The sequence below is a fragment of the Fluviispira multicolorata genome (assembly GCF_009208585.1).
In the GTDB taxonomy this organism is placed as follows: domain Bacteria; phylum Bdellovibrionota_B; class Oligoflexia; order Silvanigrellales; family Silvanigrellaceae; genus Silvanigrella; species Silvanigrella multicolorata.
On sequence record NZ_WFLN01000011.1, the window covers coordinates 1 to 16,939 of the forward strand.

14 protein-coding genes and 1 rRNA gene are annotated in these 16,939 nt (G+C 31.2%); 13 read left to right on the plus strand and 2 right to left on the minus strand.

Going from position 1 to position 16,939, the window contains the following annotated elements; genetic code table 11:
- Together rrf and GCL57_RS13965 are read left to right on the plus strand one after the other, a co-directional pair.
- Positions 1-113: ribosomal RNA gene (gene rrf, locus GCL57_RS13960) — 5S ribosomal RNA — on the plus strand; the annotation flags it as partial.
- A gap of 39 nt (positions 114-152) precedes the next feature.
- Positions 153-1,634 carry a DEAD/DEAH box helicase gene (locus tag GCL57_RS13965; protein WP_152213975.1) on the plus strand — a complete coding sequence of 494 codons (1,482 nt, stop codon included), beginning with the start codon at positions 153-155 and terminating at the stop codon, positions 1,632-1,634.
- Between the two features lie 7 nt (positions 1,635-1,641).
- Here GCL57_RS13965 and GCL57_RS13970 read toward each other — a convergent pair whose 3' ends face one another.
- Positions 1,642-2,934 carry a YihY/virulence factor BrkB family protein gene (locus GCL57_RS13970; protein ID WP_152213976.1) on the minus strand — a complete coding sequence of 431 codons (1,293 nt, stop codon included), beginning with the start codon at positions 2,932-2,934 and terminating at the stop codon, positions 1,642-1,644.
- Between the two features lie 974 nt (positions 2,935-3,908).
- Between GCL57_RS13970 and GCL57_RS13975 the strand changes: the two genes are divergently transcribed.
- Both GCL57_RS13975 and GCL57_RS13980 read left to right on the plus strand, forming a co-directional pair.
- Positions 3,909-4,784, plus strand: coding sequence for an MFS transporter (locus GCL57_RS13975; RefSeq protein WP_152213977.1), 876 nt, complete (start codon positions 3,909-3,911; stop codon positions 4,782-4,784).
- Positions 4,785-4,796: 12 nt separating this feature from the next.
- Entirely contained in the window at positions 4,797-6,014 is a 1,218-nt protein-coding gene (locus GCL57_RS13980) for an ATP-grasp domain-containing protein (protein ID WP_152213978.1), read from the plus strand.
- Positions 6,015-6,133: 119 nt separating this feature from the next.
- Here the strand turns inward: GCL57_RS13980 and GCL57_RS13985 are convergent, their stop codons facing one another.
- Positions 6,134-8,299, minus strand: a complete 2,166-nt coding sequence (locus GCL57_RS13985) for a DUF455 family protein (protein ID WP_161597777.1) — start codon at positions 8,297-8,299, stop codon at positions 6,134-6,136.
- A 163-nt stretch (positions 8,300-8,462) separates the two neighbouring features.
- On the opposite strand from GCL57_RS13985, the gene GCL57_RS13990 reads away from it, so the two are divergent.
- From GCL57_RS13990 to flhA, 9 genes are read left to right on the plus strand one after another with little or no spacing between them, the layout of a single operon-like run.
- On the plus strand, positions 8,463-9,236 hold the full coding sequence (locus GCL57_RS13990) for a flagellar basal body-associated FliL family protein (protein WP_152213980.1): 774 nt from the start codon (positions 8,463-8,465) through the stop codon (positions 9,234-9,236).
- A 3-nt stretch (positions 9,237-9,239) separates the two neighbouring features.
- Positions 9,240-10,217, plus strand: a complete 978-nt coding sequence (fliM, locus tag GCL57_RS13995; protein WP_152213981.1) for a flagellar motor switch protein FliM — start codon at positions 9,240-9,242, stop codon at positions 10,215-10,217.
- Position 10,218: 1 nt separating this feature from the next.
- On the plus strand, positions 10,219-10,662 hold the full coding sequence (gene fliN, locus GCL57_RS14000) for a flagellar motor switch protein FliN (protein ID WP_152213982.1): 444 nt from the start codon (positions 10,219-10,221) through the stop codon (positions 10,660-10,662).
- 27 nt (positions 10,663-10,689) lie between these two features.
- A complete protein-coding gene (locus GCL57_RS14005; protein WP_152213983.1) occupies positions 10,690-11,688 on the plus strand; it encodes a flagellar biosynthetic protein FliO in 999 nt (332 codons plus the stop codon).
- Between the two features lie 23 nt (positions 11,689-11,711).
- Entirely contained in the window at positions 11,712-12,545 is an 834-nt protein-coding gene (gene fliP / locus GCL57_RS14010; protein WP_152213984.1) for a flagellar type III secretion system pore protein FliP, read from the plus strand.
- A 12-nt stretch (positions 12,546-12,557) separates the two neighbouring features.
- Positions 12,558-12,833 carry a flagellar biosynthesis protein FliQ gene (gene fliQ / locus GCL57_RS14015; protein WP_152213985.1) on the plus strand — a complete coding sequence of 92 codons (276 nt, stop codon included), beginning with the start codon at positions 12,558-12,560 and terminating at the stop codon, positions 12,831-12,833.
- 11 nt (positions 12,834-12,844) lie between these two features.
- Positions 12,845-13,663, plus strand: a complete 819-nt coding sequence (locus GCL57_RS14020) for a flagellar biosynthetic protein FliR (RefSeq protein ID WP_152213986.1) — start codon at positions 12,845-12,847, stop codon at positions 13,661-13,663.
- Positions 13,664-13,677: 14 nt separating this feature from the next.
- On the plus strand, positions 13,678-14,769 hold the full coding sequence (locus GCL57_RS14025; protein WP_152213987.1) for an EscU/YscU/HrcU family type III secretion system export apparatus switch protein: 1,092 nt from the start codon (positions 13,678-13,680) through the stop codon (positions 14,767-14,769).
- A 3-nt stretch (positions 14,770-14,772) separates the two neighbouring features.
- A complete protein-coding gene (gene flhA, locus GCL57_RS14030; RefSeq protein ID WP_152213988.1) occupies positions 14,773-16,887 on the plus strand; it encodes a flagellar biosynthesis protein FlhA in 2,115 nt (704 codons plus the stop codon).
- The last annotated feature ends 52 nt before the right edge of the window (positions 16,888-16,939 follow it).

Sequence of the window (16,939 nt, forward strand, 5' to 3'; positions counted from 1 at the left end):
CTGTGCTGATTGCGACGGGGAAATACCGGATCCCATTCCGAACTCCGAAGTCAAGCCCGTCTGCGGCAATGGTACTGCACTCTTAAGTGTGGGAGAGTAGCTCTGTGCAGCCTTTATTTCTAAAGCCTCTGAGATTAACTCAGGGGCTTTTTTTGTGTGCAATTAACTTCAATAAAGTACATTCTAATATGAACTCAAATAATTCATTTTTTGCAAATTACCTTGAACACCTCTCAATTACAAACTTGACTGACATACAATCTGTATGCATGCAGCCCATGTTTGAAGGAAAATCTGTTTTTGGATTGGCACCCACAGGATCTGGAAAAACTCTAGCTTTTGTTTTGCCACTTTTGCTTAAAGTAGAAAGTCAGTTAAGAGATCAGCAAATACTTATTTTAGTTCCGACAAGAGAACTTGGAAATCAAATAGCGAGCGTGGCAAATAAAGTTGCACAAGCAATTTTTAAAATCGACGGAAAAAATATTTTGGTACGTACGATTTTCGGTGGAACTCCTATTTCATCTCAAATTGAAGAAGTTTCTAAAAATCCACATGTCTTAATTGCAACTCCTGGACGTATACTGGACTTATTAGAGAGAAATGCGCTTGATCTCCTAAAATTAAAAAGTTTAATTTTAGATGAAGCAGACATTATGGTTGGAATGGGATTTTCCGATCAGGTCGAAGCTATTTGTGATTTTCTTCCAGAAAATCTTCAAGTCGGATTATTTTCTGCGACAAAAAACGAAAAAGTGACTCATTTAGAAAAATTGTTACTAGGAGGTAACGATTACTTAAATGCTGATGTTGAAAATATTCAAAATAATTCAGGTGTGCAAAAATTTCATGATTCAGAAATTAAGCATCAATATATAAATGTTGGAAATAAAGAGTCTAAATATCAAAGCTTAGTTAAATTTTTAAAGAAATGTGAATCTTCAACTCATATTGGTAAAGGAATTATCTTTTGCCATACGCGAGAAACTTCTCATCAGTTAGCTGAATCCTTAAAAAATGAAGGTTTTGCTGCAGATGCTCTTTCTGGGGAACTTGGGCAAGTTCATAGAAATAGTATAATGCGAAACTTTAAAAATGGTACTTTAAAATATTTAGTAGCAACTAATATTGCTGGACGTGGAATAGATGTGGCTAAATTATCCTTAGTTATTCATTATGATATTCCATATACCCAAGATGAATATATTCACAGATCAGGCAGAACGGGACGTGCCGGAAATAATGGCCTAGCTTTGGCATTGTGCGAAGCTAAAGTAGAATCTTATTATCTTAATTTGATGAAAGAATTGAGTATTCAAGCAAAACCCTTTGATAAAGATTTTTTTGTGAATCAAAACTCTGCAGAAGAGAGACCAGAAGGCAAAAACCAGCATCAAACAAAAATAAAATTTTCAAAAGTTTATATAAATAAAGGGAAACAAGATAAAATGCGTCCAGGTGACATACTCGGTGCTTTTATAAAAGAACTTTCACTTGAAAAAGAAGATTTAGGTAATATTTTTATTTTTGATAATTTTACGCATGTTGAATTAAACTCTGATAAACTTGAATTAGCATTAAAAAAGAAATTTAGAATTAAAAATTTGCAAGTTAAAATGACAGAGGCCAAGTAGATTTTAATTATTTTTTTTGATTTCTTTCAAATAAGAGATTAATTTCTGAGATCATTCCATTTTTTTCGAGATCATCATCTGTTAAAAGTCTTTTAAGAAACGCAACTTGATCTTTTTCTGACATAAGAGATTTATAAGTTGGGATATATAAAATATCATCTGATACCTCACCAGAAGTACAAATAAATTTATGATGTACAAGATATTCAATCCAGTCTTCCGCTTCTTTTTTATTTAAATTTGATGCCTTCACAATGTGGTTTATAGTTGTTGCTTCATTTGATTTTTGAAACTGTTGCGAAATAATTTTATAGACAGTTAAACAATCAGCAAGGCTTTTTCTTGGGAATAATTGTTTTGAAAGAGCATTTTTATAAAATAAAATTCTTTGTGAAGAAATTGTCAGGGCTGCTCCAAATAATGTTATGATCCAGATAATTCTGAGCCAAACAAAAAATAATACTGCAATTAATGGGGCAGTTCCATACATATGAATTGGATCTCCTGAAAAAGCTCTTCTTGCTAAGTAAACATTTAAAAATTGAAGACCTTCAAATAATAGACTCGAAATTATACCGCCTAAAATGACAACTCTAATATTTAATCTTTTGGTAGGCATAATATAATAAATTATTATAAAAAAGAGAGCTTGAAAAAACATTCCAAATCCAACTCTAAAACCTTTAATTGCAAATGTATTAAATGCATCGAAATTCGTAATTGGGATTAAATTTATGAATTGATCTGACTTAATTGACGCAATCGCTAAAATAAATGGAGTTATTGTTAATATAACCCAACATTTAGTGAGTCTATTAAATAAACTTAATTTACTTTTTATATCCATTATTTCATCAAAAGTATCTTCAATTCTTAAGAGCAATAAGATAACTGTAATGAGAAAAGTGATGAGTGATATAACTCCAAGCTCTTTAACTTCTAAATTTTTTATAAGAACATGCAGATATTCTGATATTTGTAGTCCTGCTACAACTCCAAAATGTTTTATGATTGTTGGTGAGATAGTTTGAACAAAGAAATCATTTAAACCATTAATGGTATGTATGAAAGTAAAAAGTATGGCAAGTAAAGGGACTATGGAAAGGATAGATGTATAAGTAAGTTGCGCTGATTTTTCAGAAAGATTTGAATTTTTAAGAACAAAAATGCTTTCTCTAAAAATCAGCTCACATTTTTTAAGAAATAATTTTTTTTGGATTGAAAAAATTATTTCTTTGTGGCGCGGTCTTTTTAAAATACGTTTAATAAAAGACATTGATTTTTTGTAGAAAGGAACCAAAAGGACTCCTTAAATGACTAAATTAAATATCGTATTAAAAGTGCCCAAGTTTCAAAACACTTTATCCATTTTATTATCTCTATTTACGTGAACTTTGTAAAGTCATGAAGAACTTTTTTGCCTATAATAAGAGTTGTAGAGACAGATTTTGCCGAGGAAGGATCGTTGGTAAATAGAATGCCTTCTTTGATAAGAGTCCATAAGGCATAGGCTCCACTTTGAATCTTTTTAAGACTTCTAAAGGATTCTTCCCATTGTGTGGCATTCTTTTATATTTGGAGACAATTCAGGGCAGCTATTTTTGCAATCAGGTTGATTAGATTGATTTAACTAGATAAATTTTTTTTATAATGTTATAATGTTGAATACCAATTACTAATAGTAAAAATGTGATTACAAATTATTTTATTGCAAAAATATAATTAATGGTAATAAAAATTTGTTAAAACCAGATATGTATAATTATTTTTAAAATTTAAATTGACAAATTTATTTATATATATTAGTTTTTTCAAAATTAAAATGAGGAATACTCAATTGTGTTCAAAATCACTTCATAAAAACTCTTTACCATCTATATTAAATTATAATTTTCTTACCTTATTTGTAAAGGAGACTGATTCTTGAATATTAATAAAATGAAATATTTTTATTTTAATCTAATTTCATTTGTTCTTTTTATGTGTATAGATGGTTTTGTCAATGTGGGATTTGTTTGGATACTTCTTAAAAAATATAATTCCATTTTTAGCTTGGGAATATGTATATCTATTTCAAGCATAATATGTTATATAATTCAAACAAAATCTTTATTTATTAAGGCGGCAATATTAAAAAATACAAATATGTTTTTCTTTATAAAAGCACTAATACTAACTGTGTTTTCAATATATTTTTATTTTTTAATTAGCAATAATTTTTTTAATAAATACTGGATTATGTTTTCTTTGATACTATTTAGCGGCTTCATTTTTATGAATTATTATATAATTGATGCATTTATTTCAAAATATATTCTTATCAAAAAAATAACTTCAACTCAGGGAAGCATGATAAGTCAGGTTGCAATGCAAATTGGAACACTTTTAGGGTTCTCTATTGGAGGAAAGATCTTTCACTCTTATGGTATTTCTGGAACTATAAAGATAATTTTATCATTCCTTGGACTAGCTCTTTGTGCTTCACTTATTTCTTTGTTTATAAAAGATACAGGTACTGTTAATGAAATAATTAAAAAGAATGAACAAGAAACTAACATAGCAACAAAAACTGAAGGGACGCTAGAGCTTTGGTTTTCAGCAATATGTATACTCATGCTTTCACTTCAAATTGCAAACTTCAATCTTTTAATACCAGATATTCTTATTCATTCTAAAGGATGGAGTGCCGAGCTTTTTGGCTATTTATCTGGTATGGCAAGCTTAGGTGCATTTATTGCTTCCTTTGTCGTTTTTAATGGTAGGTTTTATTTATTGTTTATATTAACATTTGCAAGTATTATACCTCTCTCTAATTTTTCATTCATTCATATTGATAATACATTTCTATGCTTATTAATTGCTTTTTTGCTTGGCTTTTCTTTGAATTCTCTTCGCAGTACGTTCAGAAAAAATATTTTTGATAGGCTAAAATCAAAGGATGATATTTCAAAATGGATGTCACTAAGCAATTTATTTACATTTATGCCTAGAGCTATTTTTCCTTTGTTTGCTTCACTTTTGATAGGTAGTATATCAAGAGAAATTATATTTCCATTTGTAGGTTTTTTTGTTTTCATTACAATAGGTGTCTTGATAATTATATTAAGGATAATGAAATCTATTTCAACTAAAGAATTACTTCAAGAGTAAGAGAGATTAAAAATGTATGCTATAATTGTTGATCCTTTTTCAAGTGGCGCAGATTTTTTAAAAGAATTAATGAAGTATGATATTAAGGTTATAACTGTAGTTTCAGCACAAGCAAGAAAAGCAGTTTTTTTCTCCCAGTTAACTAATTGTATATCTGAAGATTGTAGTTTAGAAGATTTAATTGAAAGAATTTTAAATATTACGTTAGGAGAAAATATTTTATTTTGTCTTGCTGGAAGTGAGGTAGGGGTTCAATTATCAGAAAAAATTTCTCAAGAATTAAATATTAAAACAAACTTAAAAGAATTTAGTAAAGAAAGAATAAATAAATATTTGATGCATGAGAGAATAAGAGAGTTTGGATTAAAATCAATAGAACAATTTCTAATTAAGGATATCAAAAATAAAATACCAAATTTTAAATTCCCAGTCGTTTTAAAACCCACCCAAAGTGCGGGCAGTGATGCCGTTGTCTTTTGCAAAAATGAAAATGAAGTAAAAAGATATATTGAATGTAATCTTGGAACTACAAATAAAATTGGTATAGAAAATAATGAGTTGCTATTGCAGGAGTTTATAACAGGCACTGAATTTGTGGTTGATCTTACCACATATGACGATTACACCGAACTTGTAGCAATGTGGAAATACGAAAAAAAGTTAACTATTAATGGTAATTTTATTTACTCATCGCTTAAATTAGTGGATTCCCAAAATATATATTTTGATAGGCTTCTTAATTATTCAAAACAAGTAGTAAAAGCTTTGGGAACTTGTATTGGACCATCACACGTTGAAATTATGATAGACAATGTTGATGAGCCAGTTTTAATTGAAGTGGGAAGCAGACCCCATGGAGGAAAATCCCAAGTAATAATGAAAGAGTGTTTAGGTTATAATCAAATCACTCGAACATTAGAATTAATTATTGAACAGAAAAAAAATATAACTTATGAGCCTAAAAAATATGGTGAATTGGTTTTTCTAATTTCAAGTAAAAAAGGAGTATTTAAGGGTTTTGGTCTTATTGAAAAAATGAAGGAACTAGATGGATATATTGATTTTTTCCCGTTTTTAAAAGTAAATGATGATCTGAGTATAACAATAGATCTTTTAAGTATTCCTGGAATTATTATGTTTGCCAGTGAGAGAAAAGATCTTGTAAGAGAAAGCGTAAAAAAACTGCGTTCTTTGGAAAGTAGGGACGATTTTTATATCATTGAAGAATAATTTAATTATGTGATTCAGTGACTGAGTATAAAATATTTAGTTTATAATAATAAAGTATCAATTGAACTCTTACATAAATAATGAACTTTACTAAAATTATTTTATGTTTTTTCAAACACTTATTTTATTATTTTTATTTGTGTGAGCTTTGTAAAGTCATGAAGAACTTTTTTTCCGACAATAAGAGTTGTAAGGATAGATTTTGCTGAGGAAGGATCGTTGGTAAATAGAATGCCTTCTTTGATAAGAGGTTTTGTATTCTCAGTTTTGATAATTGGAAATTTATTTTCAATTTGAGTTGTAAAATCCTCGATTGAAGTAAATCCAGCGCCTAAAATATCACTGACTCTTATATGAGCCCATATGGCATAGGCCCCACTTTGAATTCTTTTTGAGATTTCTAAAGCGACTCGCCCCATTGTGTAGCGTGGATTTATTTCAGATAATATTTTAATTCTAAAGCCATAGGGTGAAATTGGATCTGAATAAATAAATGAATCTATCCCAACAGGACCTTCAAATTGGGAGAATTTTAAGTTATATGCAACAAATTCAGCAATGACTTTAAAAAATGCGAGAAGATCTTTGTAATCTTTGATAGGATTATAAATAAATTTAATTAATTTTTCTTCTAGATCATCCGTTTTTCTGCCAATGATGGTCGCTTTATATTGACCTCTTTGATCGGTTATAAAGCGGGTGAATCCTAAAATTGAGGTCTGATTTCTATCTATTTTAAATTGATACGAGAGGTCTGCAACTTTATCGAACCAAGGTTCTATGACTAAAGAACCTTGGTCATTTAAAATTCTTTTGATCCAGCTTATTTCTGAATTATCGAGAACGGTAGATTTAACGCGTCGCATATTTTGTCCAGATGATCCAAATGGAGCTTTTAATAAACACATATCAAATGTTTTCAATTTAAAAATGTCTTCAATTGCATTTAAGCATTCAGTATAATTGTGTGCGATTTGTGAAAGTGTTTCTTCAAGGGGAAGAATATCTTTCATATGAGCAAAATCTAGATAAATCTGTTTTGAAAGTTCCGCCGCATAGCATTTTGAATACAGGGGTTTAACCTTGTTTAAAAAAAAATCATTTTGAAAAATATTGTTTTGAAAATCAATATTTCCAATCATTTTTACTTTAAAAATAGACATAATTTGAATACTATTAGGACTCCATCCCCATGGATTTAGAGAACCTACAAGTCGTTGAGAAATATTTTCAGGCTTAAAATTAGAATTCTCGTTTTCAAGCCATTCAGGTAAATCGAAGCCACAGTCTTTTAATTTTTTTAGAAAAAGAAAAGAAGGTTTTTTTTCTGTAAGAATAATATCATCTTTAGAAGCAATAAAAAGCATTAGAGATGAACAATCTTGTTTTATATTTTCAACAAATTTATTTGAAGAATAACCAACTTTTCCTCTAGAAACTTCACTTTCGCAGGCAGGGTTAAAATAAAATATATGGGGAGGGCGGCCTTTTGAAGAAGAAAAAACGGATAATTCTTTAATAAAATTTTCTGAAAGACCAGCAGATTTTCTACCAATTTCATCAAATATTATTCCTTTAGCGCGTGTAGGACTTAAAGGTAACTTTAAAGATGAAACATATGCTTGCCATTGCGATTGGGAGGGATCACGAAAGCGATCAAACCAAGTGACGCCATGTTTGACATGTCCTATTTCTTCTCGATAAACAATATCTAATATTTCAGCAGTTTTAAAATCATTTATTTTAAGCATTAAATTTTTATAAAATAAAGAGTAATCTATATTTGCTTGTTCAAAAGTCATGCTCATTTGTGTAACAAAATCAAGCGGACTTTGCATTTTTGATAAACAATTCCAGAAAAAATCGTTTACAGGGATTTCACCGAATTCTACATTTAATTCTCTCATTCTATTCAAATAAAGAGTCATGTGTTTTTGCTCTTCAAGAATTGTTTTTGCAATTCCCATACGAAAACTTTTAGGAGCATTTGGAAATTTTAAGAGAACAAGCGCCATTATTTCCATGGCTAATAATTCATGATTTGCAAAAAAATGAAGTACAAAACCTCTATGTTGTTCTGTCTTAATTTGCTCATTATTTGGAAATGGAATTTTATTTTTAAGCTTCATTTTATCGAAACAGAGATTATTTGGGCGACCAGGGAATTTAGGTGCAAGAATTGCCTGATTAGAGTTATCATCAGTAAGCAATTTTGGTTCCAAAAGTTTGTCACTAGAAATATTTGTTCCAAATAAAATTATCTCCGCAAATTCATTTAATTCCATTAAAAATGACCCCTTAAACAGGCAGAAATTGCTCTCTCTGGAAAAGATTGCCGATAGAATTTGCGACATAAAGAACAAACCTGCTCAATCATTTTATGGCAAACTCATTAAAAGATGGCAATAAAAAATTCACCCTTATTTTTATTTCATTTAGGAAACTCGTATGGCAGAAGAAGATGAAAAAAAAGCGGACGCAAAAAAAGACGAAAAAGCCAAGGATCCCAATGAAAAAGAAGTTAAAAAAAGCCGCTTTGCTCTATTTGCTGGAATTGGTGGAGTTCTATTAGTGGCGCTTGGTGTAGGTGGTTTTTTTGTCTTCAAAACCATCAGTGCAAAAAAGCAAATGGCACTGGCGGCGCAGGGGGTTGATGGTGCGGCAACCGCTGATCCACATGCAGATCCAAAAGCTGATCCACATGCAAAAGATGATCACGGGAAAAAGGATGAAAAGAAAGATGACAAAAAAGATGATCATGGGAAAAAGGATGAAAAGAAAGATGACAAAAAAGATGATCATGCGAAAAAGGATGAAAAGAAAGATGACAAAAAAGATGATCATGGGAAAAAAGATGATCCTAAAAATGCACCACCACCAGCAGATCCAAAAAATGACCCAAATAAAGGAACAGCAAATTTTGGTGATACGTTCCAGATTCCGCGCTTGGATTTAAATTTAGGTAACGCTATTGAAAATCGCTTTATTCGCATTGCTGTAGCAATTGAATATAGAGGCGGTGAAAATCAAGGAATGGAACTTAAAAAAAGAGAAGCTCAAATTAAAGATATAGTAATTACGGCAGTCACAAGTAAAACGAGATCAGATTTAATTTCAGATAGTGGAAAAGAGAGTCTGCGTAGAGAAATTATGAATAGGGTAAATGAAGTTTCAGACAGACCTATTCAAAATGTTTTCTTTACTGAATTTTTTGTGGAGTAAGGAATGGATCAAGTATTAAGTCAAAATGAAGTTGACGCCTTATTAAATGCTGTTTCAGATGGTCGAGTGGAAGGACCTGATGCTGGTAAGCAAGATGCATCGGGCATTGTTCATTATGATTTAGCAAATCAAGACAGAATTATTCGTGGGCGCATGCCAACATTGGATATCATCCACGATCGTTTCATCCGTTTATTTCGAATTTCTCTTTCTGCCGCATTGAGAAAAGTAGCTAATATTGGAGTGAATAGTTCTGGGCCAATTAAATTTGGTGAATTTATGAACTCACTTCCATTACCTAGTTGCTTAAATATTTTACGAATTGAGCCACTGCGTGGTTCCGCAGTTATGGTTATTGAAAGTAAATTACTCTATGCACTTGTGGATAGTTTATTTGGAGGAAATGATGTCCCTTATACAAAAATTGAAGGTAAAGATTTTACGCAAATAGAGATAAAAGTTGCAAGACGAATTGTAATGTCAGCCGTAGACGATTTAGAAAAGGCGTGGGCTCCTGTTTTTCCAATAAAGATTTCATATTCACGTACAGAAATTAATCCACAATTTGTTGCAATTGTACCTCCAAGTGATGTGGTTATTTCTACTGCATTTGATATTGAACTCGAAAAAATGAGTGGCTCAATTAAATTAGTCATACCATACTCTACTCTTGAACCAATTAAATCTAAATTAAGTGTTGGATTTCAGAACGAACAATTAGAGGTTGACCATATTTGGATTAATCGAATTAAATCTCAATTAATGGGAACAAGTGTTAACTTAACTGTTAATTTAGGAAGCTGTTGGATTAATTTAAGAGATTTAATGGAACTTTCAAGAGGAGATGTTCTTATTCTAGAACGTGATAGTGACAAGGCTCTTGATGTTATGATTGAAGGAATTCATAAGTTTAGAGGAACTCCAGGAATTATTAGAGGTAATAAGGCAATTAAAATAACTGAACTCATTGGAGAAAATTAAAATGGCAGAAGATCTAAATACAGGCTTTAGACCAGAAGATTTTGGTTTAGCAGACGAAGGCGCAGAGGGAGAAGCTCCTGCTGCAGAAGCTCCACCCGCAGAAGCTGCCGGTGGCGGCGGTGGTGGGCAAACAGCTGCGCAAAAAGACGATGAGTCTTTAAGAAATTTAGATATTTCAAGAATGAAAATGGTTCTTGATGTCCCATTAAAAGTAACAGTGGAATTGGGCAGAACAAAACTCTTAGTGAATGATTTATTGCAATTGGGGCAAGGTTCTGTCATTGAACTCGATAAAATGGCTGGTGAACCAATGGAAATTTATGTCAATGATAAGCTTGTAGCAATGGGAGAAGTTGTTGTTGTTAATGAAAAATTTGGCGTTCGTCTCACCGACGTTATGAGTGGCGTAGGAATGGAAGCATCTTCATCAGGTGATTCAGTTTAAGAGTGAATTAGGTACAAGGGGATTTTTATGAAATTTCTATTTATTTTTTTCAGTTTAATTTTTTGGGGTAAGCAAACTTTTGCTCAGTCAAGTAATGAAGCAGTTGTACCACCTATTCAATTTCCAGAACAAAAAATTGAAGACAGTATCGAAAAGAATGAGCAAAATAAGGGATCCTCAAGCACTGATAAAATAAAGGAAATGAATTTAGAAAAGCAAATGGAACTCATTATTTCCAATAAAATCCAAGAAAATAATGAAATTAAAAATTTAAAAAGTGAAAAAGAAAATAAGAAAATTAAGTCAGAACAAAAAATTAAAACACATGAAAGTGAATATGACTTTTTAAAAGAAGATTCTGCAAAAAGTCGCACAAGTTCAGAGTTATGGAAGTTTTTTACATTGGCAATTTGTTTTTCTTCAATAATTGCAGTTGTTGGTTATTTCTTAGCAAAAATTAAAAAGAGAGGCTCCTTTTTAATTTCACGTCAAGATAAGATTATGGATGTTGTTTCTAGTTTATCATTATCACCAAAAAGACAAATAGTTATTTTAAGAATTCGAGATCAAGAAATAGTTGTTTCAAATACAGAAGCTGGAATTAATTTTCTGACCGAAGTGAGTGGCGGAAATAACTTCCAGAGCAAACCAATTATTGAAAAAAAGCCAAGTTTAATTAGTGATAAAATGACATTTTCAAAACTTGACAGATCTTTAGTTGAAAAAGCTGATTCTAAAAAAGAAGGAAATCCCCTAGGCACTGATAAAGTCGCAGAGAAAAAATCGGATATTCTTTTAAAAGCTTTAAAGAGTTTGAATTCAAACTCTTTAACTCAAAAATTAAAAAACTCAGAAGAAAAAAACAATGAAGAAAATAAAATAGGTAACTTTCCAAAATATTTGGCAAGTCAATTTGAAGCCGAAAGTAAAAAAGAGTTAAAAAAGAAGGAAGAAGATGGAGATAGTGTAGAAAATGTAACCAATTTAATAAGAGAAAAACTTCGTTCAATGAAGCCGCTTAATTAAAACTTTACTATTAAGGAGATGAGATGAGAATTATTCTTTATTTTAAGATATTGCTCTTATCATTTTCTGTATTATTTATTAATAACTTAAGCGCTCAAAATCAATCACCTGAACATAAATCAGAAAAAGCATGGCAACGAGATAATGCAAATGCTCAAAATAAATTGGATCTGAGTAAAAGTCCATTGCCCATATTTTCAATAAATATTGCAAATGGTGAGAATCAGGATGATTTTGTTCCTGCAATAAAAGTTGTTGCAGTTTTAACAATATTAACTTTTGGACCAGCAATTTTATTATTAATGAGTTCATTTACAAGAATACTGATTGTTTTATCCTTTTTAAGACAAGCTTTAGGTATTCCTACTATGCCTCCCAATCAAATTTTAATAGCATTATCTTTATTTTTAACATATTTCATTATGTCTCCAACGATATCAAAAATATATGACACAGCTGTTGTTCCATATATGCAAAAAGACCTCACAACTCAACAAGCTCTTGATGTGGCTCAAAAACCACTTCATGATTTTATGATTGTGCAAGTTAGAAAAGATGATTTAAAATTATTCTATCAAATGAGCAAACTTGAAAGACCAGAAAATAGAGATGATGTGCCAATGCGTGTTTTGGTTCCTGCATTTGTTATTAGCGAATTAAAAATGGCATTTCAAATCGGATTTTTAGTTTATTTACCCTTCATTGTTATAGATATGATAGTCAGCAGTGTTTTAATGGCTATGGGTATGATGATGTTACCGCCAACTGTAGTGAGTTTGCCATTGAAACTAATTTTATTTGTTGTTGTTGATGGATGGAATTTATTAGCAGGATCATTAATAAAGAGTTTTATATAAAGGAGTGTATATATGAATAATCAGCAAGTCATAGATATTATTCTATCTCTTTTATATATCACGGTTGAAATCTCATTACCATTATTAGGAGTCGCTCTAATAGTAGGATTAATGGTAAGTATTTTTCAGGCTGCAACCCAAATAAACGAATCTACATTAAGCTTTTTACCAAAAATAGCAGTGATGATTGTTGTCTTAATAATGCTTTCTCCATGGATGTTAAGAAAACTAAATGATTATACGCTTAAAATGTACAATAAAATTCCAGAAATATCTAGGCAAAAATAGTTGGTAATTATATGGATATTTTATCTGTCATACAACTTAAACCTGAAACTTGGCCATTGCCCATAATGGCATTTTTAAGAATTACAACCTTGTTTTTCTTCTTGCCAATTTTCGGTGATCAAGTGGTTCCCATCAGACTTAGAATTTTATTAGGTCTTGCTTTTACTTTTTTCTTATATCCGTTGGTTGCAGATAAAATGTATCATCCTGAAAGACTTCTCCAATGGAGTGCAGTTACTTTAGCAGTTGCAACGTTTCATGAAGTTTTTTTTGGATTTGCAGTTGGGTATGCGGCAAAGCTTGTTATTTTTGGAGTGTCTGTTGCTTCTCATACTGTTGGAATTAATATGGGGTTTCAAGTTGCCTCCATGTTTAGCCCAGGATTAAATGATCACGAATCTTCATTTTCTGTTATGAAAAATTGGTTTGCAATCATACTTATTTTGACTTTAAATATTCATCATATTTTTATTGAAGGATTGGTTAAATCATTTGTCTACGTTCCTATTGCAGCCATACCAGATAAAGTAGCTCTTATGAAAACTGTCATTGAAATTGCTCAAGAAGCATTTGAATTAGGTCTTCGTTTAGGCGCCCCTCTGATTGCTGTTCAGATATTAATAAATATTTCTCTTGGTCTGCTTAATCGTGCATTGCCATCACTGAATGTATTTATTGTGAGTTTTCCTCTTAGTTTTCTAATAACTATGATTATTTTATTTATTAGCATTGCATCATTTTTAAAATTACTTGGTACTTATGGAATGGAAAAAGAAGTTGCTTGGTTTGAAACGATGCGACGCGTGTTTGTCCCTATGAATTCACAATAATTTATTGAGGTCATATGGAGCAGAGAGAAGAAAAAGGACAAGAAGATAAAACGGAAGAAGCAACCGAAGAAAAACGAAATCAATTTCGTGAAGAAGGTAATATTGCAAACCCTCGAGAAATTGTAGCATGTGTAACTCTTATTTTATTTACATCATATTTTTATTTTTCAACTTCCAGTTTGATAAATAGTTTTCAAGAATGTTTCAAAAGAGCTTGGTATGGATTTCCTGGTTTTGCTGTAGATTATGCTAGTCTTTTTAAAGTTGTTTTTTATGCAATAAACCCAATTTTACCACATTTTTTATTTATTGTTTTTGCCTGCGCAATATTTCCAACTTTAATTGGTCTTGTTGTTACGCGCTTTAATTGGTCATGGAATAAAATGAATTTTAATTTAGGAAAATTAAACCCAATTTCAGGCTTTGGCAGAATGTTTAGTTTTAATGCTTTAGTTGAAATTATTAAGGTCATTGTAAAATGTTCTATATTTACCATTCTTATTTATTTTGTTTTAAAAGGAGAAATATTTTCAGCTAGTGAAAACTATTTTTTTAATAATATTGATTATATGAAAAACATAGGAAATTCTATTTCAAAATTAATGTTGGTTATGTGTGCTGCTGGTGTTGTTATTGGAGGAGGAGATTTTTCATATAATTTCTGGAAAATAAATAGAGATATGAAAATGACTAAACAAGAATTGAAAGAAGAAGTAAAAAAACATGAAGGAGATCCTCTTTTAAAATCTCAACGCAAAAGAATGGCAAGAGATTTTATAATGCGAAAAAGTTTAAAAGAAGTTCCTAAGGCAAGTTTTATTGTTACAAATCCTGAGCATTTCTCAATTGCCATTAGATATAAAAAAGGAATGCCTGCTCCTGTTGTCGTTGCTAAGGGACAGGATCTCATTGCTTTTAAAATAAGAGAAATTGCAAAACAAAACGATATTATGATTGTAGAAAATAAACCATTAGCTAGAACATTATATAAGACAGTTAAAGTTGGTCAAGAAATACCACCTTCACTTTATCAAAGTGTAATTGAAGTTATTAAATATATTTATAAGATTCGTGGCAAAAAGTATTTTGAAAGGTTTGAGGCATAGTGTATGGCAAAAAGCAACACAACTGTTCTATCTGGAACATCAAATAGTTCATTAGCGTCACAAGCATTTTCGCGCAATCCAGATCTTATTATGGCTGCGGTTGTTGTCGGCACTGTGCTTATGATGATCTTTCCACTCCCTGTATTTTTTCTTGATTTTTTATTAGCAATTAGTATTTCAGTTGCACTTATAATTTTAATGGTTAGTATTTATATTACAAAGCCATTAGAATTTGGTGTTTTTCCTACCTTATTATTGATTTCAACATTATTTAGACTTTCATTAAACGTAGCTACTACTAGAAATATACTTCTTCATGGAGCAGATGGAGAAGTTGCAAATTTAGTCGTAGGTTTTGGACAAGTCGTTGTTGGAGGTAATTTTGTTGTAGGATTTGTAATATTTATAATATTAATGGTCATTAACTTTATTGTTATTACTAAAGGTGCAGGTCGCGTTGCAGAAGTTGCAGCAAGATTTACTTTGGATGCAATGCCTGGAAAGCAAATGGCAATTGATGCAGAATTAAATGCCGGACATATAAATGCTGATGAAGCAAAAAAACGCAGAAAATCGGTTGAGAAAGAAGCCGATTTCTATGGTGCAATGGATGGTGCCAGTAAATTCGTGCGAGGAGATGCTATTGCAGGTATTATTATTACAGTTGTTAATATTATTGTTGGGTTTTCAATTGGTGTATTAATGCATAATTTAACCCCACAAGACTCAGCAGCACGTTTTACCTTATTTGCAGTGGGAGATGGTCTAATCAGTGCCATTCCTGCTCTTATGATTTCAACTGCAGCTGGTATTATCGTAACAAGAGCAACCAGTGAAGGAAATTTAGGAAGTGAAGTTTTAAATCAGATACGTATTCATCCAAAAGCATTTTATATTGCTGCTGGCTTGATCTTTTGTTTAGCTCTTATTCCTGGATTCCCTAAATTATCTTTCTTTATTTTAGGCTCAATTCTTGTTTTATTTGGTAGAATGTCGCACAAATGGATTAATGATAAAAAGAAGTCTGAAGAAAACACAAAAGATGCTGATGACCGTAAAAAAGATGAAAAAGAAGTAAATAGTCTCGATAGCATAATGAAAATTGATATGCTTGCAATTGAAGTTGGACACGGTCTTGTTCCATTAATTGATCCAGGCCAAGATGGAGAAGTTGTCGATAGAATTCAAGGAATTCGCAAACAATTTGCCCAAGAAATGGGAATAATAATTCCCCAAGTGCAATTACGAGATAATTTACAACTCGATCCAGGAACGTATCAAATTTTATTGAAATCAAATAAAATTTCACAAGGCAATCTAATGGTCGATTATTTTCTCGCTATGGATCCGGGTGGAGTTGATTTACCAATAAGTGGTGAAACAACAAAGGATCCTGTTTATGGTTTACCAGCAATTTGGGTCCATAAACGTGATAAAGATGAAGCTGTATTTAGAGGCTATACTGTAGTTAATTGTTCTACAGTTATAGCTACCCACGTTACGAAAGTTTTGAAAGAACATGCTGCAGAACTTATCACGCGGCAAGATATGCAATATTTAATTGATAAATTAAAAGAAACAAATCCAAAAGTTGTTGATGAAGTTATGCAATCTGACAGGCTCTCTCTTGGAGAAATTGTTAAGGTCGTGCAAAACCTGCTGCGTGAAGATGTGTCTGTTCGAGACATTCTTACCCTGTTTGAGTGTTTAGCGGATCACTGTAGAATTATTAAGAATCCAGATGTTCTTTCTGAGCAATGTCGCAAAAGTTTTGGCAGAAATATAGTGCAAAAACTTTTAAATGATAAAGAAGAAATCTTGGTTGTTACCTTTGATCGATTGATTGAAGATATTTTATCTGGAGGTCTAGTGACAACAGAAAATGGAACATCTTATATAAATTTAGATGCAAAAAATGCTCAAGATATTTTACAAAAATTAATGAAGAGTATTCAAGTTTTTGAAAGAGAAGGATCTCAACCCGTGTTGCTTTTAAGTGCAAGAATGCGCCAATCATTTCATAAACTTGTATCACGTTATATACCGCATCTCATTGTCCTTTCGTATGATGAAATTCCAGCAGATATAAATGTAAAGAATTTAGAAATGATTGTGTGAATATAAGTTAAGTTTATTGAATTTTTGTTTTGTCGAATGTTGAAGGATGAGA